The sequence below is a fragment of the Xinfangfangia pollutisoli genome (assembly GCF_020179405.1).
Classification (GTDB): domain Bacteria; phylum Pseudomonadota; class Alphaproteobacteria; order Rhodobacterales; family Rhodobacteraceae; genus Pseudogemmobacter; species Pseudogemmobacter pollutisoli.
Genome location: NZ_JAICBZ010000059.1, coordinates 1 through 25,404, shown reverse-complemented (window position 1 = coordinate 25,404; position 25,404 = coordinate 1). Strand labels below are relative to the sequence as shown.

Genomic DNA, 25,404 nt, shown 5'->3' with positions numbered 1-25,404 from the left:
GCCATCGCCCGGCTCGGCGCCATAGCGCGGCCGCGGGATCGTCACCTCGGGCGCCAGGCCCGGCGCCACGTCCAGCACCGCCAGATAGGTGGCGCCCGCCGCCCCGTCATGAAGGCCGCGGATCAGCCAGGGCCCCGGATCCAGCGCCGTCTGCCAGGCGCCGGGCGCCGGCGCGCCGCTGGCCAGGGGCAGCGTCTCCTGCCCACCCAGCGCAAAGGCCTCCCAGCTGGTGAAGGCGCCGTCATAGACGCCCTTGATCCGCAAGGGCAACGGGGCACCCGGATCGGCCGCGCCCTGATCCTGATCTTCGCCCGCGGGCGACAGCTCGGCCGACAGCGGAATGGTGAAATGGGTCTCGCCCCCCGCGACAACCTCGATCCGGCCGGCAAAGACCTGATCGCCGGCCGCACCCGTGACGTCATAGAGGCCGGGCAGGAACGCGGCCTCGACCGGGCCCGCCACAGACTCGGGCATGGCCCAGGCCTCGGGCGGCAGATCCTGGCCTTCCACCGGCACGGCCGACCAGGACACCGCCAGACCCAGCCCGCCATCCGCCGCCTCGATCACCACCGGCAGGGCCGCAGGCGCCAGCGCATCGGCGGCCACGACCTGCAGCGGCCGGGTCGCGATCACCTCGGCATCCGACAGCTTGTAGCGCAGCTCATAGGCGCCGGGCTGGTCGGGCGCGGTCAGCACCAGCGGGTTGCCGGCGCTGACATAGGCATAAGAGATATAGTCGTCGCTGCCCGCCGGCCCGATCTGGATATTGTCGTAATCGGCGTTGGGCCCGGTCCAGTGCAGCTGAAACTCGGCCCCCGCCGCGACCTGATCGGGCGCCTCCATCACGACCGAGGCCGCCGTCACCTCGATCGGGGCGGTGGCGATCACCCATTGGTCGCGGAACTTGTAGCGCAGCTCATAACTGCCCGGCTCGCCCGGCATCACCAGCGACAGGGGGTTGCCCGCGGCGACATAGGCATAGGCCCAGCGTTCGCCATCGCCGGGCAGGCCGATCTCGATCACGTCCAGATCGGCGGCGGGCCCGGTCCAGCCCACGGCGATCGTCTCGCCCGCCTGCGCCTGGGCAGGCGCCTGCAGCGCGGCCTCGGGCAGAGCCTCCGGCGCCACATAGGGCCGGACCAGCATCAGAACCCCGTCCTTGATCCCCGAGACCCAGCCCTCTTCCGGCGGATAAAGCTGGTAATCCATCTCGGTCGAGGGCGGATAGGCAAAGCAGCGCGCCTCGGCGACGAAAAGGCTGCCCGGCGGTTCATAGCGCCAGGCCGCGCAAAGCGGCTGCCCCTCGCACAGGGCCTGGCATTGCGCCGCCGTGCCGTCGGGCGCGAAGGCAAATTCGGGCGGCGGATCGCCGGCAAGGCCGGTGGTCTGGCCGGTCGGCTCCAGCGCCAGCCCCTCCATCCGCGGCGCGCCGGGGAAGTAGCTGCGCGGGCGCGGCGGTTCGGGCACGGCCGCCGGTTCCGCCACGCTTTCCGCCAGCGCCGCGGCCAGCGCATCGGCATCATCGGCGGCGAAATAGCGCCCGCCCGTGGCATCGGCCAGACAAGAGACCTGCGCGCCCTCGGCCTGGGTCAGGCCGAAGCCGATGACATGGGCGGTGAAATCCAGACCCGCCGCTTCCAGTTCGCGCCCCAGCGCGCAAGGGTCGGCCGCGCAGGTTTCCAGCCCGTCGGTCACCAGCACCACCCGCGCCGCGTCCTCGCCATAACGCAGCGCCTCGGCCGCCTGGCGCACCGCATCCGACAGGGGCGTCTTGCCCAGAAAGCGCATCGCCGCCACCGCATCGCGGATCTGCCCGGCCGAGCCCGGCGCGGGCGGCACGATCAATTCGATATCGCCGCAATTGCCTTTCTCGCGATGGCCATAGGCCATCAGCCCCAGGGTCTGATCCGGCGGGATCTGGTCCAGCACCTTGCCCACCGTCTCACGCGCGATCTCCAGCTTCGGGCGGCCGTCGATCTGCCCCCACATCGAGCCCGACCCGTCCAGGACGATGATCGTGGCCGGCGTCTCGGCCAGGGCCGCGCCCGCGCCCGCGCCTGCCCATCCTGCCAGTCCCGCCACCAGCCCCAGGGCCATCCGCCCGATCCGCCCGCCTTGCCGCATCTTCCGCTCCGCCCGTTATGCGCGCGCACTATGGGCAAGAAGGACCGGGCGATCTTGGGCCCAGCGGAACCGAAGCCGGGGTCAGCGGACCAGCGCGGCCGCCCGCACCTCGGAGGGGGTGGCGCCAAAGGCCGCGCGGAAACGGGCATTGAACCAGGACACATCTCCGAACCCGGCATTCAGCGCGATCTGGCTGATCGAGCGGTGGGCATGGCGCGGGTCGGTCAATTGCCGATGCACCCGCATCAGCCGGCGCAGCGCGACATGGTCGGGAAAAGACGTGCCCTCTTGCGCGAAAAGCCGGCGCACATAGCGATCCGAGATGCCGTGCCGCGCCGCGATCCAGGCCGAGTTCAGCTCGGGCAGGGTCAGGTGCGCCTCGATATCGGCCTTGATCGCCTTCAGCCGCGCCACGCGCCCGCCCCGGCCTTCGGCGATCAGCGCAGCCTCGCGGTCGGCCCCCAGCGCCAGCAGCAGCAGATCCTGCAGATGCTGCACCGACAGCTGCAGATCCTCGACCGGCAGGCTGCCCGCCTCGGCATGCAGCGCGCGGGCATAGCCGATCAGCAGCCGCCATTGCGGCGAGGCGCCGGTGACCTGGCGCAGCGCCGGGTTGAAGCCGGGATCGGCGGCCAGCAGCGCCGCGCGCGGGATCGACAGATACAGGATGCGGCTGGTTTCCGGCACGAAGCGCGCCAGGCCCGGCACTTCGCTTGGGTCCAGATAGACCTGGCCGGGCGCGCATTCCACCTCGGCGCCGCGGTCCTGGCGGATGGTGAAGCCGCCCGACAGCGGCACATGCAGCAGGATATTGTCGCCCGTCTCGGCCGCCAGAAGGGCGGTGCGGCGGGTGCGGCAGGGCGAATGCAGCGTGTCGGCGATCACCGCATCGGGCAGAACCGCGATCGAGGTGGAGGAGCGATAGGTTTCATCCGCGGGGTCGATGGCCAGCTTGCAGATATTCGCGGCCATGGATTCGAACTCGGCCACGCGATGGCGCTGATCCAGATCGGCGGTGCGCAGGGTGAAATGCGGCATGCGAGCTCGTGACAAGGGTCGGGGCAAGGGAAGGGTCAAATCCCGATCATGGCACACCAGATCGCCCCGCCCCGCAAGCCTTTTGGCGCGGCAGACGAAAAAGGGCGGCCCGAAGGCCGCCCGCTTTCCGCCCCAAACCGTGCCGGAACCGCCGCGCCTTAAGCGCGCCAGCCGGCTTCGGCCAGCCAATGACCGCGCGCGCCCACCAGCATCGCCACCGGCGCCGACAGGATCAGCCCCAGCACCACCGGCGCCAGCCAGAGGCTGAGCATCCCCGTCTCGATCCCCAGCAGCAGGGCCACGCCAAGCCCGGTTTCCAGCGCATGCAGCTTCAGCGCGCGGGCGAAGGACAGGCTGCCCTTCTCATGCGGCATCCAGCCATTGTCGACCCCGCCCAAAGCCCGGGCGATGATGATCACATGCTGCACCAGCATGACCGGCGCAACCAGCGTGGCCACCACGAACTCGATCACCGCGGTGCCGGCAAAGGCCAGACGGCGCCCCTTCGGCACGCCCACGCGCACCAGATGGTCGATCAGCCCGATCAGCCGCGGCGCCATCAGCATCGCCAGGACCGCGACCATCAGCCAGGGCCCGCCGCCGCCGGTGATCGTGCCCAGAACCAGGATCGCCAGCCACAGCGCCGAGCCGAGATAGGCCATCGCCCCCGAGAACAGATGGAAGCGCGACACCCAGTTCAGCCCCGGCACGGTCAGCAGGCGCACATGCTGCAGGTTGCCCTGGCACCAGCGCGCATCGCGGCGGATATGGCCAGCCAGCGTCTCGGGCGCCTCTTCATGGCTGTCGGCCGCCTCGGGCAGGATGCGCACCCCCCAGCCGGCACGGCGCAGCAGGGCCGCCTCGACGAAGTCATGGCTCAGGATCACGCCGCCCAAGGGGCGCGGCCCCGACAGATGCGGCAGGCCGGCCGAGGCGGCAAAGGCCTTGACCCGCACCATGGCGTTATGGCCCATGAAATTGCCTTCCGAGCCGGTCCAGGTCGCATAGCCCCGCCCCAGCGCGCCGCCATAGACGCGGTTGGCAAAGCTTTGCAGCCGCTGCCAGACGGTTTCGCCGGGCAGGACCATCACCGGCGACTGCACCAGGCCGCAGCCCGGATCGGTCACCAGCGCATCGGCCATGGCCAGCACCGTATCGGCGCCCATCAGACTGTCGGCATCCAGGATCAGCGCCGCATCATGCGCGCCGCCCTGACGGATCATCCAGTCGCGGATATTGCCCTGCTTGTAGTCGATGTTGCGGGCCCGGTGGCGATAGCGGATCGCGCCTTCCGGCCGCCCTGCCCCCAGCTTGGCCGCGATCGCCGCCTCGTCCAGCACCTTGCGCGGGTCGCGGGTGTCGGACAGGACATGCAGCGTGAAGCGATGCGCATGGCCGGGCCGCTGCAGGCTGTCCAGCAGCGTGGCAGCGCGGCCGATCACCTCGGCCGCCTCTTCGCCATAGATCGGCAGAAGGATCGCGACGCGCAGGCCCGGCACGGCCGAGGCCGGCCGCGGCGCCACCCGGCGGAAAGCGCCGATCAGCGCCGTCACCGTCGATTGCGCCAGGAAGAACACCGCCAGCCCCGACAGAAGCGACAGGGCCAGGCCCTCGGCGCCTTCATCGGCCAGGGCCAGCGCCGAGACACGGGCAAAGCCCGTGGCCACGGCCAGCGGGATCAGCATCACCGCGGCACGCGCCAGCCGGTTGTGCCGCGGGCGCACGCCCGGGGCTGCCGGATCGCGGAAGGTCCAGTCCAGAGGCTGGTCCGGCATGGCCAGCGGTTCCGGCGTCGGCGGGGCCGCCTGAAAACCCCGCAGAGGTCTCATCAAGGCCAATGTCATCTCGGCACCCATCGGTAAAGCCAGACTTCTCCAACACGCACGCCCCCGCGCCAAAGTTCGGCCCGCAATTCGGTGGGCCGGTCTTCGGGCAGGATCAGCGTTGCAGCCAACCGGACGCCTCCCGTCGCCGGATTCTGCTTCACATCGACATGGCGCATCTCGCCCGCCGATGCGGTGAACCGCGCCTCAAGCATCGAGGGATCATCCCCCAGCGCCGGATGCGGTTCGTAGTCGATGGTGAAGATGCGTCCCTCCTCGAACACACGCTCACCGGTGCGGGTGGCTTGCACCCGCGCCACTTCGCCCTCGACCGGCGGGGCGCCTTCGCCCCAGTACAGCCGATAGGAAAAGCGGGTCTCGGCGCCGGCTTCCAAAGGCGCCTCGGGGCGCCAGAAGCAGACGATATTGTCGTAGATTTCCTTGTCGGCCGCGATCTCGACCAGCATGACCCGGCCCGGGCCCCAATCTTCCAAGGGCTCGACCCAAAGCGAGGGGCGCTGCTCGTAGAAGGCTTCGAAATCGCCATAGGCCGCAGGATCGCGGGCGCGCTGCATCAGGCCGAAGCCGCGCGGATTGACATCCGAGAACGAGCTCAGCTCCACCCCTTCGACCGGGTTCATCAAGGGCCGCCACAGATGCTCGCCCGCGCCATTGGCAACCAGCAGCCCGTCGCTGTCATGCACGCCTTCGCGGAAATCGTCAAAGCGCATCCGGTTCAGATCGTTGAACAGGAACATGGACGTCTGCGCCGCCAGCCCCACCTCGTCCAGCGCCACGCGCGGGAAAAGAACCGCCTCGACCACCATCTCGGTCGAAGCCTCTTCGGTGATGCGGAACGTATAGGCGCCGGTCACCGAGGGCCCGTCCAGCAGCGCATGCACCACGGCCTCGGGCGCGCCGGGGGCGGCGCGTTCGATCCAGAAGCTGCGGAAGATCGGGAATTCCTCGGCCCCTTCGGCCGATCCGGTGCGCAGCGCGATGCCGCGGGCCGAGATGCCATAGGTCTGGCCCCGCCCGATGCCGCGGAAATAGCTGGCCCCCTGCCAGACCGCGAATTCCTGGTACTTGCCCGGCTCTTCCAGCTGATGGGTCAGACGGAAGCCCGAAAAGCCCGTGCCGCTTTCGGGCAGGCTGGGGAAACGGTCGGTGGTGGCGAAAAGGCGCAGCTCGAAATTGACCGGGCGCGCCTGGCCATCCTCGACCGCGTTGATCGAGACTTCCGTGGTCTGGTACAGGCTGGCCACGAACATCTCGGCCGCGAAGGGGCTGTCGGTGCCGCGATACAGCGCATTCAGGCTTTCGAACCAGATCTCGCGCGACTGGTCATAGCTCAGCCCGCGCCAGTCCTGCGAAATCTCGGGCGGCGGCGCATAGGGCTGGGCGGCCAGCGCCCGGGCCGCCTCGACCACGGTTTCGCGGCTGAAGGGCGTGGGCTCGCCCAAAGTGACGCCATGGCTGCCCGGCGCCGCGTCCTGCGCCCAAAGCGCCCGCGGTGCCGCAGCCAGTGCCAGTGCCGAGCCCAGAATGCCCCGCCGTGTCAGAGCGACCGATGCGCTCATGCCTTCACCTCAACTCTTGCCGGGACCGGGGCGCCCGCGGGCGCCTCTGCCAGGTCCTGTCTTGCCAACGCTGCAGATGCAGCATGCGTTCCGCCCGATTGCCGCATCGCGGCCTTCCAGGGCGCCGATTTGATCCAGCCGGTCGCCCAGGCGGTCAGGACAAGGCCCAGAACGCCCAGAAGATTGACCGCCACCGTGGCGGCGAAGCTGAATTCGTAAAGCCGCAGCACCGCGCCCAGAACCCGCGCCAGCACCATCGACATGGCGAAGACCGCCAGCGACTGCGTACCGATCAGCGCCACGACCGCCGTCACGCGGCGACGCAGCGGCCCGGCGGTCAGCCGCGCCCCGGCCGGCCCCACGACCACCCAGGCCAGATAGGCCAGGGCCAGGAAATGCACATAGCGCAGCAGGCCGAAATGGGTCTTGTCATGCAGGATGACCCAGTCGCTGCGCCAGTTGCGCACGAATTCGAAGCTGCCGATCGACACATGCCAGGCGAAGGGCACCGTCAGCAGCACCACCGCCACGGCCGCCCAGGCCAGATCGGCGCGCTGCGGCGGCGCCGGCAGCCACCCCGAGGCCAGGGCGAAGCCGGTGAAGAAGACCAGCTGCCAGGCAAAGGGGTTGAAGAACCAGGTCCGGGTCGAGCCATTGGCGAACCACCATTCCGCCGGCAGGTCCAGCCAGCCGGCCTGGGCCACGGCCCAAAGCGTCAGACTGCACAGGAAGGCCAGCTTCACGTCGATGCGCGCCACCAGAACGAAGGCCGGGATCATCGCCAGGATGCCGATATACATCGGCAGCACGTCGAAATAATTCGGCACATAGGTCAGGGTGAACAGCCCGATCAGGTTCGGCCCGGTGTTGCGCAGGAACGGGTACAGGTTCAGCGCCCCCACCTCGTCGCGCGGGAACCAGCCCGACTGGTTCAGCACCAGCATCGCCAGAAGCCCGCAGAAGAACAGGCCGATATGCACCCAATAGACCTGCCAGACCCGGTACAGGACCCGCGCCGTGCCCAGAAGCATGCCGGCCCGGGCAAATACCGCCCCGAAGGCCAGCGCCGAGGCAAGGCCCGAGCAGAAGACGAAGATCTCGGTCGCATCGGAGAAGCCGAAGCGCGAGGGTGTCCAAAGTGCCCAGGGGTTGTCGGTCAGATGGTTGACCAGAATGATGATCAGGGCCAGGCCGCGGAAGAAATCCAACCGCAGGTCCCTCGATTTTGCCCGCGGCCCCTTCTTCGCCGCCCCCGCCTCGGGCGGGAAATGATCAACGCTCGTCACGTCGCGCCTCACACGGCCAAAGCCCGGACGGTCGGCACGTTGCCTTCCGCCGGGTGGACCCGCCGTCGCCACAGTTTCCGCGCTGCGTGCCTTTGCAATCGCAGCATCCTTCTGCAGCGCCCAGATAACCGGGCCACCGCGCGCAATCAATGGTGATTCGTTTGAAAACAACTCGTTGTGTCATCAAGCTGTAACCCGTTAGCACCTTTCCGCCGATCTGCCCGAAAAGCAGCCGGTCCCGCACGGGGCCGACGCCGCGATGGGCATACTGCATCTGCAGCATCCGGGTGCTTAACACAGCTGGGCAGTGCAGGGTTCCCCCGGCCCCGAAAGGCGGCCGGATTTGCGCGAGAAGCCGCCCCTCGCCCCGGCCCGCCGCGCGATATCCTGCCGAAACGCGCGGATCCGGGCAGGGTCAGCCCGGCAAGGGCCGACCAGAGATTGACACTGGCAAGATTACGGCGCAGCCTGCCCCGCCCCGGCGCGAAACTTCAAGATCGAGACGCAAGTCCCTGGAAACCGTGATTCTTTCCGGACCGGCCTAGCGCCAGCCCGGCTGCGCCCAGTCCAGCACCACCTTGCCCGACCGGCCCGAGCGCATCGCCGCGAATCCGTCCTGAAACTGCGCGGCCGGAAAGCGATGGGTGATGACCCGGCCGATCTGCAGCCCGTTTTCCAGCATGGCGATCATCTTGTACCAGGTCTCGAAGATCTCGCGGCCATAGACGCCCTTGATCGTCAGCGCCTTGAAGACGATTTTCGACCAGTCGACGGCGCTGCGCCCCGGGGGAATGCCCAGCATGGCGATTCGCCCGCCCATGACCATGGCATCGACCATCTGATCGAAGCCCGCGGCATTGCCCGACATCTCCATGCCGACATCGAAGCCCTGCACCAGCTTCAGCCGCCCCATCACCGCGCGCAGATCCTCGGTCGCGACATTGACCGGCACGATGTCGGCCACCTGCCCCGCCAGGGCCAGCCGCTCGGGGTTCACATCGGTGATCACCACATGACGCGCGCCGACATGCCGCGCCACCGCCGCCGCCATGATGCCGATCGGCCCCGCCCCGGTGATCAGCACATCCTCGCCCACCAGATCGAAGGACAGCGCCGTATGCACCGCATTGCCCAAAGGATCGAGGATCGCGCCGATCTCATCCGGGATCGTCTCGGGCAAGGGCACGACGTTGAAGGCCGGCAGGCGCAGATATTCGGCGAAGGCGCCGGGCTCGTTCACGCCGATGCCGCGGGTTTCGGGATCCAGATGGAACCGGCCCGAGCGGCTTTGCCGCGAATGGGTGCCGATCAGATGCCCCTCGCCCGAGCAGCGCTGCCCCACTGCCAGATCGGTGACATCGCGACCCAGTTCCACGATCTCGCCTGCGAATTCGTGCCCGGTGATCAGGCCCAAGGGCACGGTGCGCCGCGCCCAATCATCCCAGTTCCAGATATGCACATCGGTGCCGCAGATCCCGGTCTTTTGGACCTTGATCAGCACGTCATCCGGCCCGATCTCCGGCAGCGGCCGGTCTTCCAGCCACAGCCCTTCGCCGTCCTGCGCCTTGACCAAAGCCTTCATCACAGCACCCCCACCGCTTTTCCGGCCTCGGCAAAGGCCGCCAGCCCGAAATCCAGATCCTCACGCGTCAGCCGCGCATTCATCTGGGTGCGGATCCGCGCCTGGCCCTTGGGCACGACCGGAAAGAAAAAGCCCGCCACATGCACGCCGCGCTCGGCCAGGGCCGCGGCCATGCGCTGCGCCAGAACCGCATCGCCCAGCATCACCGGCACGATCGGATGTTCGCCCGGCAGCAGCCGGAATCCCGCCGCCTGCAGGCCCGCGCGCCAATAGGCGGCATTGTCGGACAGCTGCGCCCGCAGATCGTCGGCCCCTTCCACGATGTCCAAGGCCGCCAGCCCCGCGCCCACCACGGCCGGCGGCAGCGCGTTCGAGAACAGATAGGGCCGTGCCCGCTGGCGCAGCAGGTCGATCACCGGCTGCGGCCCCGCGACATAGCCCCCCAGCGCCCCGCCCAAAGCCTTGCCCAGCGTGCCGGTCAGAATATCCACCGCCACCCCGGCGCGGCTGGGCGTGCCCCGACCCTGCGCGCCCACAAACCCCGTGGCATGGCAGTCATCCACCATGACCAGCGCGCCATGGGCATCGGCCAGGCGCCGGATCTGGGCCAAAGGCGCGAAGGTGCCATCCATCGAGAAGACACCATCGGTCGCGATCAGCATATGCCGCGCGCCCTCGGCCCGGGCCTGGCGCAGCTGCGCCTCAAGATCGGCCATGTCGCCCGTGGCATAGCGAAAGCGCCGCGCCTTCGACAGGCGGATGCCGTCGATGATGCTGGCATGGTTCAGACTGTCCGAGACCACCGCATCTTCCGGCCCCAGCAGAGGCTCGAACACCGCGCCATTGGCGTCGAAGCAGGCGGCGAACAGGATCGCGTCGTCCATCCCCAGGAAATCCGCCAGCCGCGCCTCCAGCGCCCGATGCATCTGATGGGTGCCGCAGATGAACCGCACCGAGGCCATGCCATAGCCCGCCGCCTCCATCGCCGCAGACGCCGCCGCCACCAGCCGAGGATCGTCCGCCAAGCCCAGGTAATTGTTGGCGCAAAGGTTCAGCATCCGCCGCCCGTCCATCTGCACCCAGGCACCCTGCGCGCCCTCGATCGCGCGCTCGTCCTTCCACAGGCCTTCGGCACGAATCCCCGCCAGCATCCCGCCCAGATGGTCCAGAAACGCCGCCCGACCCGAATCCGTCATCACAGAATCTCCTCCGCTTTCCTGGATACTGACCAATCCCCACGCTTCCGTCAACATAACGGAATATGCTCCGCCAAACCGGAATCCCTGCCGCCTTCCTCTGTGCAAAAATATCCTCGGGGGGTCCGGGGGGCGAAGCGCCCCCGGGGTCTCAGCTGTTCTGAACGATCAGGATCGCGCGCGCAGCACCGGTTTCGGCGGCAATCTGATGCGGCCGGTCGGCCGGGTAGCGCGCCACATCGCCCGGCCCCAGCGCCTCGGCCTCGTCACCCGACACCAGCCGCAGCCGCCCCTCGATCACCGTCAGATGCTCGCGGCAGCCCGGGCCATGCGGATCCGAGACCAGCGCCGCGCCGGGGGCGAAATCCAGCTCGTATACCTCGTTCTCGCCCACCGCCTCGGCCGGCGACAGAATGCGGATCCGCACCCCGCCGCGCTGGATCACCGGGGCGGCGCCGGCGCGGGTCACCTCGATGCCCGGGCGCGTGCGCCCCTCCATCAGACCGGCGAAATCCAGCTGCAGCGCCTGGGTCAGGTTCCACAGCGTCGCCACGGTGGGCGAGGATTCGGCGCGCTCGATCTGGCTGACCATGCTGCGCGACACGCCCGACAGCTTGGCCACCGCATCCAGCGACAGGCCCCGCGCCTTGCGCGCGCTGCGCAGCGACTGGGCCAGCCGGTCATGAAGGTCAAGCGTCTCGGTCATGCGCACAGGAAACGCCGTGGCGCGGGCGCGGTCAAGTCGAAGCGGCGCCCGTTCAGGTGCCGCAGAAGGTGACATAGGGGCCGAAGCCCGAGGGCGCGGGCAGCATATAGGCCTCATCCTCGCGGAACGGCGCCTGCACCGCGGCCAGAAGCGCCTGGAACGGCGCCATGTCGCCCGCACCGGCGGCAGCAAGCGCCTCTTCCACCCGATGGTTGCGTGGAATCACCGCCGGATTGACCGCGCGCATCTGCGCGGCCACGGCCTCGGGCGCGCACGCGCCCAGCCGCGCCCGCCAGCGCGGCAGCCAGGCCTGCATCGCGGCAAAATCCGGGAACAGCGCCCGCAGCGCCGCCGTGTCGGCCGCGACGGCGCCGGACAGGCGATGGAAGACCAGCGTCCAATCCGCGCCCTGCATCGCCGCCAGCAGATCGTCGACCAGCGCGCCATCCTCGGGCGCCTCGGCCGCAAGCCCCAGCTTGCCGCGCATCACCGCAAGCCAGGCCGCGCGATAGGCGCCGGCAATCGCCTCAAGCCGGGTATTGGCCAGATCGACCGCCCGCTCGGGATCGGCATCGAACAGCCCCAGCAGCGCCTCGGCCAGCCGGGCCAGGTTCCAGGCCAGGATCAAGGGCTGATTGGCCCAGGCATAGCGGCCCTGCCGGTCGATCGAGGAAAACACCGTGCCCGGCGCGTAATCTTCCATGAAGGCGCAGGGGCCATAGTCGATCGTCTCGCCCGAGATCGCCATATTGTCGGTGTTCATCACGCCATGGACGAAGCCCAGGCCCATCCAGCGCGCGATCAGATCGACCTGCCGCGCGGTGACGGCATCGAAGAAGGCCAGATAGGGCTGCGGCGTGCCGGCCAGGTCGGGGTAATGGCGCGCAATGGCGTAATCGGCCAGCGCCTTCAGCCGCGGCGCATCGCCCCGCGCGGCATGGAACTGGAAACTGCCGACGCGGATATGGCTGGCGGCCACCCGGGCCAGCACCGCGCCCGGCAGCGCCCCATCCTCGCGCCGCACCGCCTCGCCCGTGGTGACGACCGCCAGCGACCGCGTGGTCGGCACGCCCAGGGCCGCCATCGCCTCGGAGATCAGATATTCCCGCAGCATCGGCCCCAGCGCCGCCTTGCCATCGCCGCCGCGCGAAAACGGCGTCCGGCCCGAGCCTTTCAACTGCAGATCGAAGCGCCACCCGTCGGGCGTCAGGAATTCGCCCAGAAGATGCGCGCGCCCGTCGCCCAGGACCGGAGAGAAGCCGCCGAACTGATGCCCGGCATAGGCCAGCGCCGCGGGCTCGGCCCCTTCGGGCAGCGCGGCGCCGGAAAACCAGCCCGCGCCCTCGGCCTCAAGCACCGCCGGATCAAGGCCCAATTCCTGCGCCAGCGGGCGGTTGAAGACCAGAAGCTGCGGTGCGGGGGCCGCATCGGGCGCAAGCCGCAGGAAACTGCCATCCAGATCGCGCAACCAGGAATTGTCAAAGCGGAAGCTCATCGCCAGGCCCTTTGCCGGTTCGGTTGCCCCTGAAGATAGGGGCTGGGACCGGAGTTTCACAGCCTGCCAGTCCTAGTCAGCCTGTCACGAAGCGGAAATGGTCGGGGCGGCGAGATTCGAACTCACGACCTACTGTACCCAAAACAGTCGCGCTACCAGGCTGCGCTACGCCCCGACGCCCGCCCCATAGCGCAGCCGCGGCGGAAGGGGAAGCGGATCTGCGCGCTTCGGGCCGCGGCGCGGGATTTTCGCAAGCCCCGCAAGCGGCCCGGGTCAGTGGCAGGGCCAGGCGGCCGCCGCGTCCGAAATCGCCGGATGGCGCAATTCCACGCCGGGCGCGATGCCCAGCCGCTTGGCCAGACCGGCGTTGATTTCCAGCACGAAGCGCACGCCCTCGCCGCCATCGATCGGCGTCTCGTCCAGCGGCACGGCATCGGCATGAACCCGCGTCACCACCCCCGCGGAATCGGCGAAGATCATGTCCAGCGGAATCAGCGTGTCCTTCATCCAGAACTGCGCGCGGCGGGGGGATTCATAGACGAAAAGCATCCCGCGATCGGGATCCATCTGCGGGCGCTGCATCAGCCCCTGCGCCCGTTCGGCCGCATCATCGGCAACCTCGACGGCAAAGCTTTGGCGCAGGTCGGGCCCGCGCAAATCGACCCTTGCCGCCGAACAGCTGCCGGCGGCAAGGCCGGGCCCCGCCGAAGCGACCATGACGGCGAAACCCGCCGCCCAAGCCACCCCGCCGAGGCCGGGACCGCGGATCACCGCGGCTCTTCCTGTGGTTCTTCCTGCGGCGCGTGCAAGGCGGTTTCCCAGCTTTGCACATGCACGGCCATCCGGCCGCGCCGCCCCTCGATCACCCGCAAGGCCACCGCTTCGCCCGAGGCGAGATCGGCAAGCCCCGAGACGCGAAGCACCTCGATATGGATGAACACATCCTCAGGACGGCCAAAGACATTCGCAAACCCGAAGCCCTTGGCCTTGTCAAACCACTTGACCCGCGCCGGTTCGAGAGCAAGCGCAAGCAGCTCTTCGGTCCCAAGCAGACCAGCCTCTTCGCCAAGCGGCAAAGCGACGCCCTCGGGCGGTTCGATCTTCAGTACTTCTACAGCCTGCACGCCGCGCTGCGTGGCCTGAACCCGGACTTTGATGCCTGCTCCATCAGCAACCGAGCTTTGCCCGAAGTTGCGCAACACATTGGCATGCAACAGAATATCGGCGCTTGAACTCTCGGATACGATAAAGCCAAAGCCTTTAGCCGGATCAAACCACTTCACCCGGCCCTGCAACACTTGCATGGCCTTATCTTCGTCGATCATTTCAAAGGCTATCTCCCCAGATGAAGCCCCAGGCCGTTGATGGCGCCTAACTGGGCCAAGATTCAAGAGGAAATCGACAAACGGGTCCAGAAAACGGGACGGCTTTGCAAAATTTAGGGATTAAGCCTTTGGATCGCCCAGATCGAGGCAGACTCGGTTCGCGTCCAGCGAAAGCGGTCATGCAACCGGAAGGCGCCATCGGCCCAGAATTCGATTTCCACCGGCCGAATCCGGTAGCCGCCCCAGAAGGGCGGCCGGCGCGGCGCGGTGCCCTGCGCCAGGGTGACCTTCGCCACTTCCGCCATCAATGCCTCACGCGAAGACAGCGGCTGCGACTGCCGGCTTGCCCAGGCGCCCAGCCGGGATTTCAGGCTGCGGCTGGAAAAATAGGCATCCGCCGCCGGCCCATCTTCACGCGTGACGGTGCCGCGGACCCGGATCTGCCGGCGCAGCGATTTCCAGTGCAGCACGAAGGCGGCCTGACCGGCGGATTCGATCTCTTGCGCCTTTTTCGATCCGTAATTGGTATAGAAGACGAAGGCGCCCTCGCCGCCGCCCTCGGCCTCGATCTCTTTCAAAAGCACCATGCGCACATTGGGCAGGCCCGCGGCATCGACGGTGGCCAGCGCGATGGCATTCGGGTCGTTCGGCTCTTGGGTTTCGGCCTCGGCCAGCCAGCGGCGGGCGATCACGAACGGGTCGTCCCCGGCGAAAATCCCGCTGCGCGGAACGTTTTCGCTGCTGGTTTCCGCCATGACCACTCTCCTTCAATCGGCGTTTTGCCCGCCCTTGCGGCAGATCGGCTTTCCGCCTACACGTCTTCGTCAACAAGCCGTAAGGGAGGGTGAGGGACAGGGAATGTCAACCGGACTGATGGCGGGCAAACGCGGCCTCATCATGGGCCTTGCCAATGACAAGTCGATCGCCTGGGGTGTGGCCCAGGCCCTTGCCGCCCAAGGCGCGCAGCTGGCCTTTTCCTATCAGGGCGAGGCGCTGAAGAAGCGCGTCGAGCCGCTGGCGACCAGCCTTGGCAAGCCGCTGCTCTATGAATGCGATGTCGCCAGCGACGACAGCATGGATGCGCTGTTCGCGGCGCTGAAGGAAGAATGGGGCGGGCTGGATTTCCTGGTCCATGCCATCGGCTTTTCCGACAAGAACGAGCTGCGCGGCCGCTATGCCGACACCTCGCGCGCCAATTTCCTGATGTCGATGGACATCTCGGTCTACTCGTTCACCGCCGTCTGCCGGCGCGCGGGCGAATTGATGGGGCCGGGCGGCAGCCTGCTGACGCTGACCTATTACGGCGCCGAAAAGGTCATGCCGCATTACAACGTGATGGGCCTGTGCAAGGCCGCGCTGGAAGCCAGCGTCAAGTATCTGGCCGAGGATTTCGGCAAATCGGGCATCCGGGTCAACGCGATCTCGGCCGGGCCGATCAAGACGCTGGCCGCCTCGGGCATCGGCGATTTCCGCTATATCCTGAAGTGGAACGAGCTGAACTCGCCGCTGCGCCGCAATGTGACGCAGGAAGAGGTGGGCAAGGCCTCGCTTTACCTGCTGTCCGATCTGGGATCGGGCACGACGGGCGAGAATCTGCATGTCGATGCCGGCTATCATGTCGTCGGCATGAAGGCGATCGACGCGCCCGACATCTCGATCGTGACCGGGCGGGTCGAAGGCGGCCAATGATGACACCGGGGGCCTTTCTGGCCTTCGCGGGCCTTTCGCTGTTCGCAGCCGTCAGCCCCGGCCCAGCCGTGCTGATGTCGGCCCGCACCGGACTGACCGAGGGCTTCCGCACCGGCGCCATGCTGGCGGCCGGGATCGGGGCCGGCGCGGTGGTCTGGGCCTCGGCGGCGATGTTCGGGCTGAACCTGGTCTTCGCCGTCGCCCCTTGGGCGCTTTGGGCGCTGAAGATCGGCGGCGGCGCCTATCTTCTGTGGATGGCCTGGCATCTGTGGCGCGACGCAAGCCTGCCGCTGGCCCAGGGCGAGGATCGCGCACTGCCCCGCTCTCCGGCCTCGGCCTTTCGCCTGGGGCTGTTCACCCAGCTGGCCAACCCCAAGCCCGCGGTGATGTTTTCCGCCATTTTCCTGGGCACCGTGCCGCAGGGCACGCCCGCCTGGGTCTATGCCGCGCTGCTGGCCGTCGTTTTCCTGAACGAGACCGTGTGGAATACGCTGGTCGCGCGCATTTTCTCGCTTGACCGCACCCGCGCCAAATATATCAGCCTGAAAACCCTGATCGACCGCAGCTTCGGTGCCTGCCTTGCGCTGCTGGGGATCAAGGTCGCCGCCACCTGAGAGGTTTCGCCCATGTCCTCCGACCGCCTGCCGCATGAGAAGGGGTTCCATGTCAGCTGGGACCAGATCCACCGCGACGCGCGGGCGCTGTCGTGGCGGCTGGACGGCAAGGGGCCGGCCGAGGGCGGCGGGTGGCGCGCCGTGGTGGCAATCACCCGGGGCGGGCTGGTGCCAGCGATGATCGTCGCGCGCGAGCTGGACATCCGGGTGATCGACACGATCAGCGTCAAATCCTACCATTCCGGCGGTGGCAAGGCCGATCAGCGCCGCGAGGCGATGGTGATCAAATCGCCCCAGGCCGATCTGATGGGCGATGGCAGCGGCATACTGGTGGTCGACGATCTGGTCGACAGCGGCAAGACGTTGGAGTTGATCCGCAGTCTTTACCCCAAGGCGCATTTGGCCACCGTCTATGCCAAGCCGCATGGCAAGCCCCAGGTCGACACCTATGTGACCGAGGTCAGCCAGGACACCTGGATCTTCTTCCCCTGGGACATGGCACTGCAATACGTCCAGCCCTATCGCGGCTCAGACTGACGCCGATGCAGCCCCGCCCGCGCCTTCTGCACTGGCTGTTCGAGGCCGGGGCGACGATCAAGGCCGTCATGGGCGGGCTTGAGGCGCTGGCGGGTCTTGGTCTGCTGCTGACGCCCAATTCCGCGATCCAGCGCCTGACCGGATGGCTGACCCGCTACGATATTGCCGAACAGCCGCATGAGCGGATGGCCAGCCTCGCCCGCCATCTGGCGCAGGCGCTGCCGCTGGCCGACCAGCATTTCTACGGCGTCTATCTGGCCTTCCATGGCGGGCTGAAGCTGGGCTTCATGCTGCTGCTGATCGCCCATGTCGCCTGGGCCTATCCGGTCGCCATGCTGGCCCTGGCCGGGTTCGCCGGCTACGAGGGGATCGAGTTCCTGCACAGCGGCTCGCCCTTTCTGGGCGCGCTGGCGGTGTTCGACCTGATGATGATCGGGCTGGTCTGGCAGGAATACCGCGCCATGCGGCGCAATCCCGCCCGCGCCCGGGCGATGACGTCCCGGCTGAAGGAGAGAAAGCCATGTCCCTCCCCCTGAACCCCGCCTTCCTGGCCACCGATCCGCCGCCGGTGATGGAGGCGCGGCGCTGGATCGCCGGCAAGACCTTCGCCGAGGACCGGCCGCTGCTGAATGTCAGCCAGGCCGCCCCGGTGGAAAGCCCGCCGCTGGCGCTGCGCCAGGCGCTGGCCGAGGCGGCGTTGAACGATCCGCAGGCGCATCTCTACGGCCCGGTCCTGGGCCTGCCCGCCCTGCGCGCCGAAATCGCCAGCCAGTTCTCGGCCGCCTATGGCGGCGCCATCGCGCCCGAACAGGTCGCGGTCACCCAGGGCTGCAATCAGGCCTTCTGCGCGATCATGGCCTCGATCGCCGGCCCCGGCGACGAGGTGATCCTGCCGACGCCCTGGTATTTCAACCATAAAATGTGGTTCGACATGCAGGGCGTGGTGACGGTGCCGCTGGACACCGGCGCCACGCTGATTCCCTCGGCCGAGGCGGCGGCGGCGCTGATCACCGAAAAGACCCGCGCCATCGTGCTGGTCACGCCGAACAATCCCGGCGGGGTGGAATATCCGGCCGAGACGGTCGCGGCCTTCTACGCGCTGGCGCGCGACCGCGGCCTGGCGCTGGTGCTGGACGAAACCTATCGCGATTTCGACAGCCGCCATTCGGTGGAACGGGGCGGCCGCCCGCATGATCTGTTCACCGATCCCGCCTGGCCCGAGACGCTGGTGCAGCTGTACAGCTTCTCCAAGGCCTATCGGCTGACCGGCCATCGCGTCGGATCGGTGATCGCTTCGGCCGAGCGGCTGGCCGAGGTCGAGAAGTTCCTGGATTGCGTCGCGATCTGCCCCAGCCAGCTGGGCCAGATCGGCGCGCTGTGGGGGATGCGGAACCTGCGGCAATGGGTGGCGGGCGAACGGGACGAGATCCTGTCGCGCCGCAAGGCGATGGAGGCGGGGTTCCATGCGCTTGCGGGCTGGAAGCTTCTGGGCTGCGGCGCCTATTTCGCCTGTGTGGAACATCCGTTCGAGATGGGCTCGGACGTGCTGTGCAAGCGGCTGGTCGACGATTGCGCGATCCTGATGCTGCCGGGCACGATGTTTCATCCCGAAGACAGCCCCGCCGGCAAGCGGCAGATCCGCATCGCCTTTGCCAATGTCGATGCGGCGGGGATTGCCGAGCTGTTCCGCCGCCTGGCCGCCTTCCGCCCCTGATCACGGGGGGCGCCGGCAGGCGCGCGGCGGCGGGGCTTCCCGCCCTTGCCCCGCGCCCCCCTTGCCTCTAGACACCTTCACCAGACCCAAGCAGCCGGATCCCGACCATGGCCAAAGCGACCGACAGCGAAACCAAGAAGCCGCGCAAGCGGGGCACAACGGTGATGGGCTGGCTTTTGCTGGCAATGCTGGTCGCCGGTCTGGGCGGTTTCGGCGTGACGAATTTCGGCGCGACCGGCAGCGCGGCCGTCGGCTCGGTCGGCACAAGCGAGATCACGGTGAAGGACTATGCCCGCGCGGTGCGCCAGCAGGTCGACATGCTGAGCCAGCAGATCGGGACCCGGATCGGCGTTTCCGAAGCCCTGGCCTTCGGGCTGGACAAGCAGGCGCTGGCCAATCTGGTCACCCGCGCCGCGCTGGACAATGAAGCCGCCCGCGCCGGAATTTCGGTGGGCGATGCCACGGTCGCGGCCGAGATCCGCAAGCAGCAAAGCTTCCAGGGCCTGACCGGCGGCTTCGACCGCGACACCTACAAGATGGCGCTGCAGCAGAACGGCTGGACCGAGACGGAATACGAAACCGCGACGCGCGGCGATGTGGCCCGCTCGATCCTGCAGGGTGCGGTGACGGGCGGCTTCGTCGCGCCGCAGGCGCTGACCGATGCGCTGTATCGCTATGTGGCCGAGCGGCGGGGCTTCTCGATGATCCGCATGACCGAGGCCGATCTGGCAGCGCCCCTGCCCGCCCCGACCGAGGACGAGTTGAAGGCCTATTACGACGCCCATATCGACGCCTTCACCAAGCCCGAGTCGAAGCGCATCGACTATGCGCTGCTTCTGCCCGACATGATCGCCGACACCCAGCCGGTGGACGAGGCGGTGGTGAAGAAGATGTATGACGACCGGATCGACGAATTCGTCCAGCCCGAGCGGCGCCTGGTGGAACGGCTGGTCTATCCCGATGCGGCGGCACGCGATGCGGCCAAGGCCAGCTTCGAGGCCGGGAGCACAACGTTCGAGGCCCTGGTCGAGGCGCGGGGCCTGACCATGGATGCGGTCGACATGGGCGATGTGTCGGAAAAGGACCTGGGGGCTGCGGGGGCGGCGATCTTTGCCGCCGCCGAAGGCGCGGTGATCGCGGCCGACAGCGATCTGGGCCCGGCACTCTATCGGGTGAACGGGATCCTGGAAGGCCAGGAGACCAGCTTTGACGCGGCCAAGGACGAGCTGGCCGCCGAGATCAAGATGGATGCCGCCCGCCGCGCCATCGCCGACAAGACCGAACAGATCGACGATCTGCTGGCCGGGGGCGAGACGCTGGCCGATCTGGCCAAGGAAATGGGCATGGAATTTGCCACGCTCGACCATGTGCCGGGCCAGCAGGGCACCGAGCCGGTCGAGGGCTATCAGGCCTTCCGTCAGGCCGCCGATGCGGTGAAGGCGGGCGATTTCCCCGAAGCGATCGTGCTGGAAGACGGCGGCGTGGTGGCGCTGGAATTCAAGGACACCGTGCCCGCCGCGCCGATCCCCTTCGAGACCGCCAAGGACAAGGTGACCGAGGCCTGGCACCGCCAGGCGCTGGACAAGGCCCTGTCCGACCGCGCGCTGGAGTTCAAGGCCAAGGCCGAGGCCGGCGCGGCGCTGGGCACGCTGGGCATTGTCGAGGTGACCTCGGAAATCGCCCGTGACGGCTTTGTCGAAGGCGCGCCCAAGGCCTTCATGACCGATCTCTTCGCGCTGCAGCCGGGCGATCTGAAAGTGATCGTCGAGGGCGATTTCGTGGCCCTGGTGCGGCTGGATGCCGTCCATGCCGCGGCCGAGGACGGCACGGATGCCCAGGCGATGAAGGCCGCCCTTGCGGCGCAGATCGAACAGGCGATCTCGGCCGATGCGATGCAGGGCTTTGCCCAGGCGCTGCAGGACAGCGTCGGCATCCAGTTGAACGAATCGGCGATCAATGCCGTGAACACGAGCCTGCAATGAAGCTGGAACCCGCTTTCGAAAGCTTTGAACGCGCCTGGAACGAAGGCCGCAACCAGCTGGTCTGGGCGCGGCTTGCCGCCGATCTGGACACGCCGGTCTCGCTGATGCTGAAGCTGGCCGAGGCGCGCACCGATACGTTCATGCTGGAATCGGTGACCGGCGGCGAGGTGCGCGGGCGCTATTCCATCGTCGGGCTGAAACCCGATCTGATCTGGCGCTGCCGCGGCGAGGCCTCCGAGATCAACCGCGAGGCGCGGTTCGATGCCACGGCCTTCCAGCCGCAATCGGGCCATCCGCTGGACAATCTGCGCGCGCTGATCGCCGAAAGCCGGATCGACACGCCCGAGGGCCTGCCCGCCGTCTCGGCCGGGCTGTTCGGCTATCTGGGCTATGACATGATCCGGCTGGTCGAACGCCTGCCCGATTGCCCGCCCGACACGCTGGGCCTGCCCGATGCGGTCCTGATGCGGCCCTCGGTCGTCGCGGTGCTGGACGGGGTGAAGGGCGAGGTCACGCTGGTGGCGCCGGCCTGGGCCGCCTCGGGCCTGTCGGCACGGGCGGCCTATGCCCAGGCGGCCGAACGGGTGATGGACGCGCTGCGCGATCTGGATCGCGCCCCGCCCGCCCAACGCGATCTGGGCCAAAGCGCTGCGGTCGGCGCACCGCATTCGAATTTCAGCCACGAGGCCTACAAGGCCGCGGTCGAGACCGCCAAGGATTACATCCGCGCCGGCGACATCTTCCAGGTCGTGCCCTCGCAGCGCTGGTCGCTGGACTTCGCCCTGCCGCCCTTCGCGCTGTACCGCTCGCTGCGCCGCACCAACCCCTCGCCCTTCATGTTCTTCTTCAATTTCGGCGGCTTCCAGGTCGTGGGCGCCAGCCCGGAAATCCTGGTCCGGCTGCGCGATGGCGAAGTGACGGTGCGCCCGATCGCCGGCACCCGCAAACGCGGCGCCACGCCTGAGGAAGACCGCGCGCTGGAACAGGACCTTCTCTCCGACAAGAAGGAACTGGCCGAGCATCTGATGCTTCTGGACCTGGGCCGCAACGATGTGGGTCGGGTGGCCAAGATCGGCACGGTGCATCCGACCGAGCAATTCATCATCGAACGCTACAGCCATGTGATGCATATCGTCTCGAACGTGGTGGGCGAGATCCGCGAGGGAGAGGACGCCCTGAGCGCCCTGCTGGCCGGCCTGCCCGCCGGCACCGTGTCGGGCGCGCCTAAGGTGCGGGCGATGGAGATCATCGACGAGCTGGAGCCGGAAAAGCGCGGCGTCTATGGCGGCGGCGTCGGCTATTTCGCCGCCAATGGCGAGATGGATTTCTGCATCGCGCTGCGCACGGCGGTGCTGAAGGACGAGAAACTGTACATCCAGGCCGGCGGCGGCGTCGTCTATGACAGCGATCCCGAGGCGGAGTATCAGGAAACCGTCAACAAGTCCTTCGCCCTGCGCCGCGCGGCCGAGGATGCGGGCCTGTTCACCGGCCGCGGCAACGGCTAGGCCCCCGCCCCCGCCCGACCAAGTCTCCCAGATCCAGCGGCGGGTGCCTCCGGCGGGGATATCTAAGGACAGATGAACTCAGCCGCACGGTTGCCGCTTTCATCTGTCGATAAATATCCTCGGGGGGTTCGGGGGACGAAGCGCCCCCGGGGCTTGCGGTTACAGAGCCACCGAAAACTCGGCCTTCAGCCCGCCCAGCCTGTCGCTGCGCCCCAGGCTCAGCGCGCCGCCATGGCCGCGGGCGATGTCGGCCGCGATCGACAGGCCCAGCCCCACGCCGCCGCCGCGGTTCGGATCGCGCTCGGCTTCCAGCCGGGTGAAGGGGCGCAGCGCCTCGTCCCGGCGGTCCTCGGCGATGCCGGGCCCGTCATCCTCGACCGCGAAGATCAGCGCATGGGGCGTGAAGCGCAGCGACAGTTCGACCCGGTTGCCATGGCGCAGCCCATTGCCGATCAGGTTCTCCAGCGCGCGGCGCACCGCTTCGGGCCGGATGCGCACCGGCTGGGCCCGGCCCTCGACCGGGCGCAGCGCCACATCGCCACCGCCGCGCCGCGCCGCCTCGACCAATTCGCCGGCCAGTGTCAGCGCATCCGCCTCTTCCACCCCGCCTTCCGTCGCATCGCCGCGGGCGAAGGCCAGGAATTCATCGACCAGCCGCTCCATCTGCGCCACATCGCCCTGCAGCGCCTTGACCTCGTCATCCTCGGGCAGGAAGGCCAGGCCCAGCCGCATCCGCGTCAAGGGCGTGCGCAGGTCATGGCTGACCCCCGACAGCATCAGCGTGCGCTGTTCGATCTGCCGCTCGATCCGGTTGCGCATGTCCAGAAACGCCCGCCCCGCCGCGCGAATCTCTTGCGCGCCGCGGGGCCGGAAGCTCAGCCTTTCGCCGCGCCCGAAGGCCTCGGCCGCATTGGCCAGCTGGCGAATGGGGCGCAGCTGCCGGCGCAGGAAGTAATAGGCGATCACCGTCATCAGCACCGAGGCCAGCAGCATGATCACCAGAAGCTGATGCGGATTCGAGGCCGACAGCCGCTTGCGCGACAGATCGGCCTGCAGATCGCCATAGCGGGTGGCAAAGCGCAGATGCACGATCCGGTCGCTGCCCGAGACATCGGCACCCTCCAGCCCCTCCAGCGCGCCACGCAGGGTGCGGATGATCGCCCGGCCCGAGACATCGTAGAAGGCGCGGATATCGCCCTCGGGCGCCTCGGGCCCGGCGGGAAAGGCCAGCACGATCTGCAAGGGCCCCGCCACGGCCTGGGCGCGCTGCAGCGCCTGGGCCGGAGTTGCCCCGGCCTCGAACTCGGCCAGGACGAAGGCCAGGTCGATCGCCACCCCGCGCGCCATCTGTTCGGTGACGCCTTCGAAATGCCGCTGGATGAAGGCGGTGGACACGATCAGCTGGATCGCCACGATGGGCAGGATCAGGATCAGCGCGGCGCGCCCGTAAAGGCCGCCCGGGATCAGGCGTCGGGATATGGACATGGGCAGAGGCTAACGATGCGGGACGGGGATGGAAAGAGCGACGTGGCGGCGGTGGATGCGCTGCCCTCGGGGGTGCGGGCGGTGGCGGCGGGCAATGCCTCGGCCATGACCGGGCCGGGCACGACGACCTATCTGCTGGGCGACACCGAAATTGCGGTGATCGACCCGGGGCCCGACGATCCGGCGCATCTGCAGGCGATTCTGGCCGCTCTGCCCCCCGGTGCGCGCGTCACGGCAATTCTCGTCACCCATCCGCATCTTGACCATTCGGCGCTGGCCCCCGCGCTGGCCCATGCGACCGGCGCCCCGGTGCAGGCCTTCGGGCCGGCCGGATCGGGGCGCACGGCGCTGATGCGGCGCCTGGCGGCTGAGGGGCTTCAGGGCGGCGGCGAAGGGGTGGATCACGGCTTCCGGCCCGACCTGACGCTGGCCGAGGGCGACCGGGTCACCGGCGCGGGCTGGGCGCTTGAGGTGCTGCACATGCCCGGCCATATGGGCGAGCATCTGTGCTTCGCCTGGGGGGATGTGCTGTTTTCCGGCGATCATGTGATGGGTTGGGCGCCCAGCCTGGTCTCGCCGCCCGAGGGCGACATGGGCGCCTATATGGCCGGGCTGGCCCGGCTGCAGGCGCGCGATTGGCGGCTGATGCTGCCGACGCATGGCCCGGCGATCCGCGATCCGGCGGCGCGGCTGGCCGAGCTGGTCGCCCATCGCCGCGGGCGCGAGGCGCAGATCCTGGCGGCGGTGCGGGCGGGCGCGGAAGACCTGGCCCAGATCACCGCCCGCGCCTATCCGGGCCTGGCTGCGGCCCTTCTGCCGGCAGCCAGCCGCAACGCCTTGGCGCATCTGGTTGATCTTGCGGAAAGATCCCTGATCACCGCCGAGCCTTTGCCCCTGCCCCAGGCCCGCTTCCGCCCGGCCTGAGCCCGGTTTCACGCCCCTGTCACGAAACCGCCTTTCGCCCGACTTTTGCCCCTTGTCGCCCCCCGAAGCCCTTGCTATACGGCCCCCGTGTTCCGGCGTAGCTCAGCGGTAGAGCAGTTGACTGTTAATCAATTGGTCGTAGGTTCGATCCCTACCGCCGGAGCCAAAAGATCAAGGGGTTAGCGGGAACGCTGACCCCTTCTTTCATTCCCGCCCCTCGCCCGCCGCGCCCCCAGCCCGGCCCGCCCGCAAGGCGGCCGTCAGGCCGGTTCCACCCGCGCCCGCAGACGCTCGCCCCCCAGCGAGGCGAAGGCCCGCTGGCGGCAGGTCAGGACCAGGATCTGCTGGTCGCGCGCCACCCGGTGCAGGGCGGTGAACATCGCCTCGATCCGGTCGTCGTCGCTATGGACCAGCGCATCGTCCAGGATCACCGGCACCGGCCGTCCGGCGCGGGCGAAAAGCCGGGCGAAGGCCAGCCGGGTCAGCACCGCCAGCTGTTCGCGCGTGCCGCCCGACAGGATGTCCAGCCCCTCGTCCTGACCGTCGCGGGTCAGCGCCACCGGCAGCAGGCTTTCATCGTCGATCTGCAGGCCGGCGCCGGGATGCAGGATCGACAGAAGCGGCTCAAGTTCCTGCAGGACCGGGCCGAAATAGGCCTCGCGCGCGGCGCGGCGGGCGCCGTCCAGCGCCTCGCGCAGCCGGGCGAGCGCCTTCACCTCGCGCTCATAACGAGCCGCTCGGGCCTGGGCCGCCGCCGCGCGGCCGCGCATCTCGTCCAGCGCCTCTTCGATCCCCTCAT

At 68.5% G+C, this 25,404-nt stretch carries 22 protein-coding genes and 2 tRNA genes; 9 read left to right on the top strand and 15 right to left on the bottom strand.

Translation table 11 applies throughout. From position 1 onward, the window contains the following. The 13 genes from K1Y73_RS15565 to pdxH all read right to left on the bottom strand — a co-directional run. Nucleotides 1-2,124, bottom strand: a 2,124-nt coding sequence (locus K1Y73_RS15565; protein WP_225029225.1) for a vWA domain-containing protein, incomplete at its 3' end; no start/stop codon positions are given. An 81-nt stretch (nt 2,125-2,205) separates the two neighbouring features. Beyond that, nucleotides 2,206-3,162 carry an AraC family transcriptional regulator gene (locus tag K1Y73_RS15560; protein WP_225029224.1) on the bottom strand — a complete coding sequence of 319 codons (957 nt, stop codon included), beginning with the start codon at nt 3,160-3,162 and terminating at the stop codon, nt 2,206-2,208. 158 nt (nt 3,163-3,320) lie between these two features. After that, the gene (mdoH, locus tag K1Y73_RS15555) at nt 3,321-4,991 is read right to left on the bottom strand and encodes a glucans biosynthesis glucosyltransferase MdoH (RefSeq protein ID WP_225029223.1); all 1,671 of its coding nucleotides are present in this window, start codon (nt 4,989-4,991) and stop codon (nt 3,321-3,323) included. A gap of 11 nt (nt 4,992-5,002) precedes the next feature. Further along, nucleotides 5,003-6,565, bottom strand: coding sequence for a glucan biosynthesis protein (locus K1Y73_RS15550; RefSeq protein ID WP_225029222.1), 1,563 nt, complete (start codon nt 6,563-6,565; stop codon nt 5,003-5,005). Beyond that, complete coding sequence (locus tag K1Y73_RS15545) at nt 6,562-7,773, bottom strand: OpgC family protein (protein WP_263626653.1); 1,212 nt, start codon at nt 7,771-7,773, stop codon at nt 6,562-6,564. The genes K1Y73_RS15550 and K1Y73_RS15545 overlap by 4 nt, the downstream gene beginning before the upstream one ends. A 619-nt stretch (nt 7,774-8,392) precedes the next feature. Continuing rightward, nucleotides 8,393-9,433 carry an L-threonine 3-dehydrogenase gene (gene tdh / locus K1Y73_RS15540; RefSeq protein ID WP_225029220.1) on the bottom strand — a complete coding sequence of 347 codons (1,041 nt, stop codon included), beginning with the start codon at nt 9,431-9,433 and terminating at the stop codon, nt 8,393-8,395. Next, the gene (locus K1Y73_RS15535; protein ID WP_225029219.1) at nt 9,433-10,629 is read right to left on the bottom strand and encodes a glycine C-acetyltransferase; all 1,197 of its coding nucleotides are present in this window, start codon (nt 10,627-10,629) and stop codon (nt 9,433-9,435) included. Before K1Y73_RS15535 ends, tdh begins: the two co-directional genes overlap by 1 nt. 151 nt (nt 10,630-10,780) lie before the next feature. After that, nucleotides 10,781-11,335: a helix-turn-helix domain-containing protein gene (locus tag K1Y73_RS15530; protein WP_225029218.1), complete on the bottom strand. Its 555-nt coding sequence runs from the start codon at nt 11,333-11,335 to the stop codon at nt 10,781-10,783. Between the two features lie 52 nt (nt 11,336-11,387). Next, nucleotides 11,388-12,830, bottom strand: a complete 1,443-nt coding sequence (locus K1Y73_RS15525) for a protein adenylyltransferase SelO (RefSeq protein WP_225029217.1) — start codon at nt 12,828-12,830, stop codon at nt 11,388-11,390. A 98-nt stretch (nt 12,831-12,928) separates the two neighbouring features. Then, nucleotides 12,929-13,005, bottom strand: a tRNA-Pro gene (locus tag K1Y73_RS15520). A 98-nt stretch (nt 13,006-13,103) separates the two neighbouring features. Continuing rightward, a complete protein-coding gene (locus K1Y73_RS15515; RefSeq protein WP_225029226.1) occupies nt 13,104-13,547 on the bottom strand; it encodes a DUF192 domain-containing protein in 444 nt (147 codons plus the stop codon). A gap of 50 nt (nt 13,548-13,597) precedes the next feature. Then, nucleotides 13,598-14,155, bottom strand: coding sequence for a cold-shock protein (locus K1Y73_RS15510; RefSeq protein WP_225029216.1), 558 nt, complete (start codon nt 14,153-14,155; stop codon nt 13,598-13,600). 113 nt (nt 14,156-14,268) lie between these two features. Then, on the bottom strand, nt 14,269-14,910 hold the full coding sequence (gene pdxH, locus K1Y73_RS15505) for a pyridoxamine 5'-phosphate oxidase (protein ID WP_225029215.1): 642 nt from the start codon (nt 14,908-14,910) through the stop codon (nt 14,269-14,271). A gap of 103 nt (nt 14,911-15,013) precedes the next feature. On the opposite strand from pdxH, the gene fabI reads away from it, so the two are divergent. The 7 genes from fabI to trpE all read left to right on the top strand — a co-directional run bounded on the left by fabI (nt 15,014) and on the right by trpE (nt 22,196). Next, nucleotides 15,014-15,844, top strand: coding sequence for an enoyl-ACP reductase FabI (gene fabI, locus K1Y73_RS15500; RefSeq protein ID WP_225029214.1), 831 nt, complete (start codon nt 15,014-15,016; stop codon nt 15,842-15,844). Next, complete coding sequence (locus K1Y73_RS15495; protein ID WP_225029213.1) at nt 15,844-16,458, top strand: LysE family translocator; 615 nt, start codon at nt 15,844-15,846, stop codon at nt 16,456-16,458. The genes fabI and K1Y73_RS15495 overlap by 1 nt, the downstream gene beginning before the upstream one ends. Nucleotides 16,459-16,470: 12 nt before the next feature. Continuing rightward, on the top strand, nt 16,471-16,995 hold the full coding sequence (gene gpt, locus K1Y73_RS15490; RefSeq protein ID WP_225029212.1) for a xanthine phosphoribosyltransferase: 525 nt from the start codon (nt 16,471-16,473) through the stop codon (nt 16,993-16,995). Nucleotides 16,996-17,000: 5 nt separating this feature from the next. Continuing rightward, entirely contained in the window at nt 17,001-17,531 is a 531-nt protein-coding gene (locus K1Y73_RS15485; RefSeq protein WP_225029211.1) for a DUF2127 domain-containing protein, read from the top strand. Continuing rightward, nucleotides 17,516-18,709: an aminotransferase gene (locus K1Y73_RS15480; protein ID WP_225029210.1), complete on the top strand. Its 1,194-nt coding sequence runs from the start codon at nt 17,516-17,518 to the stop codon at nt 18,707-18,709. Before K1Y73_RS15485 ends, K1Y73_RS15480 begins: the two co-directional genes overlap by 16 nt. 107 nt (nt 18,710-18,816) lie before the next feature. Beyond that, entirely contained in the window at nt 18,817-20,691 is a 1,875-nt protein-coding gene (locus tag K1Y73_RS15475; protein WP_225029209.1) for a peptidylprolyl isomerase, read from the top strand. Beyond that, a complete protein-coding gene (gene trpE / locus K1Y73_RS15470) occupies nt 20,688-22,196 on the top strand; it encodes an anthranilate synthase component I (protein ID WP_225029208.1) in 1,509 nt (502 codons plus the stop codon). The genes K1Y73_RS15475 and trpE overlap by 4 nt, the downstream gene beginning before the upstream one ends. Before the next feature lie 159 nt (nt 22,197-22,355). On the opposite strand, the gene K1Y73_RS15465 is transcribed toward trpE, so the two are convergent. Next, entirely contained in the window at nt 22,356-23,681 is a 1,326-nt protein-coding gene (locus K1Y73_RS15465) for an ATP-binding protein (protein WP_225029207.1), read from the bottom strand. A gap of 15 nt (nt 23,682-23,696) precedes the next feature. Between K1Y73_RS15465 and K1Y73_RS15460 the strand changes: the two genes are divergently transcribed. Both K1Y73_RS15460 and K1Y73_RS15455 read left to right on the top strand, forming a co-directional pair. After that, nucleotides 23,697-24,605, top strand: coding sequence for an MBL fold metallo-hydrolase (locus K1Y73_RS15460; protein ID WP_225029206.1), 909 nt, complete (start codon nt 23,697-23,699; stop codon nt 24,603-24,605). Nucleotides 24,606-24,696: 91 nt separating this feature from the next. Then, nucleotides 24,697-24,771: transfer RNA gene (locus K1Y73_RS15455), tRNA-Asn, on the top strand. Nucleotides 24,772-24,865: 94 nt separating this feature from the next. On the opposite strand, the gene K1Y73_RS15450 is transcribed toward K1Y73_RS15455, so the two are convergent. Next, nucleotides 24,866-25,404 (bottom strand): ATP-binding protein (locus tag K1Y73_RS15450; protein ID WP_404819097.1); only part of this gene is annotated, 539 nt, incomplete at its 5' end.

What these genes read in the sequence shown, in the direction of transcription:
- K1Y73_RS15560 (WP_225029224.1), bottom strand. Translation starts at nt 3,162, where the DNA reads ATGCCGCATTTCACCCTGCGCACCGCCGATCTGGATCAGCGCCATCGC.
- mdoH (WP_225029223.1), bottom strand. Translation starts at nt 4,991, where the DNA reads ATGAGACCTCTGCGGGGTTTTCAGGCGGCCCCGCCGACGCCGGAACCG.
- K1Y73_RS15550 (WP_225029222.1), bottom strand. Translation starts at nt 6,565, where the DNA reads ATGAGCGCATCGGTCGCTCTGACACGGCGGGGCATTCTGGGCTCGGCA.
- tdh (WP_225029220.1), bottom strand. Translation starts at nt 9,433, where the DNA reads ATGAAGGCTTTGGTCAAGGCGCAGGACGGCGAAGGGCTGTGGCTGGAA.
- K1Y73_RS15535 (WP_225029219.1), bottom strand. Translation starts at nt 10,629, where the DNA reads ATGACGGATTCGGGTCGGGCGGCGTTTCTGGACCATCTGGGCGGGATG.
- K1Y73_RS15530 (WP_225029218.1), bottom strand. Translation starts at nt 11,335, where the DNA reads ATGACCGAGACGCTTGACCTTCATGACCGGCTGGCCCAGTCGCTGCGC.
- K1Y73_RS15525 (WP_225029217.1), bottom strand. Translation starts at nt 12,830, where the DNA reads ATGAGCTTCCGCTTTGACAATTCCTGGTTGCGCGATCTGGATGGCAGT.
- K1Y73_RS15515 (WP_225029226.1), bottom strand. Translation starts at nt 13,547, where the DNA reads ATGGTCGCTTCGGCGGGGCCCGGCCTTGCCGCCGGCAGCTGTTCGGCG.
- K1Y73_RS15510 (WP_225029216.1), bottom strand. Translation starts at nt 14,155, where the DNA reads ATGATCGACGAAGATAAGGCCATGCAAGTGTTGCAGGGCCGGGTGAAG.
- pdxH (WP_225029215.1), bottom strand. Translation starts at nt 14,910, where the DNA reads ATGGCGGAAACCAGCAGCGAAAACGTTCCGCGCAGCGGGATTTTCGCC.
- fabI (WP_225029214.1), top strand. Translation starts at nt 15,014, where the DNA reads ATGTCAACCGGACTGATGGCGGGCAAACGCGGCCTCATCATGGGCCTT.
- K1Y73_RS15495 (WP_225029213.1), top strand. Translation starts at nt 15,844, where the DNA reads ATGACACCGGGGGCCTTTCTGGCCTTCGCGGGCCTTTCGCTGTTCGCA.
- gpt (WP_225029212.1), top strand. Translation starts at nt 16,471, where the DNA reads ATGTCCTCCGACCGCCTGCCGCATGAGAAGGGGTTCCATGTCAGCTGG.
- K1Y73_RS15485 (WP_225029211.1), top strand. Translation starts at nt 17,001, where the DNA reads ATGCAGCCCCGCCCGCGCCTTCTGCACTGGCTGTTCGAGGCCGGGGCG.
- K1Y73_RS15480 (WP_225029210.1), top strand. Translation starts at nt 17,516, where the DNA reads ATGTCCCTCCCCCTGAACCCCGCCTTCCTGGCCACCGATCCGCCGCCG.
- K1Y73_RS15475 (WP_225029209.1), top strand. Translation starts at nt 18,817, where the DNA reads ATGGCCAAAGCGACCGACAGCGAAACCAAGAAGCCGCGCAAGCGGGGC.
- trpE (WP_225029208.1), top strand. Translation starts at nt 20,688, where the DNA reads ATGAAGCTGGAACCCGCTTTCGAAAGCTTTGAACGCGCCTGGAACGAA.
- K1Y73_RS15465 (WP_225029207.1), bottom strand. Translation starts at nt 23,681, where the DNA reads ATGTCCATATCCCGACGCCTGATCCCGGGCGGCCTTTACGGGCGCGCC.
- K1Y73_RS15460 (WP_225029206.1), top strand. Translation starts at nt 23,697, where the DNA reads ATGCGGGACGGGGATGGAAAGAGCGACGTGGCGGCGGTGGATGCGCTG.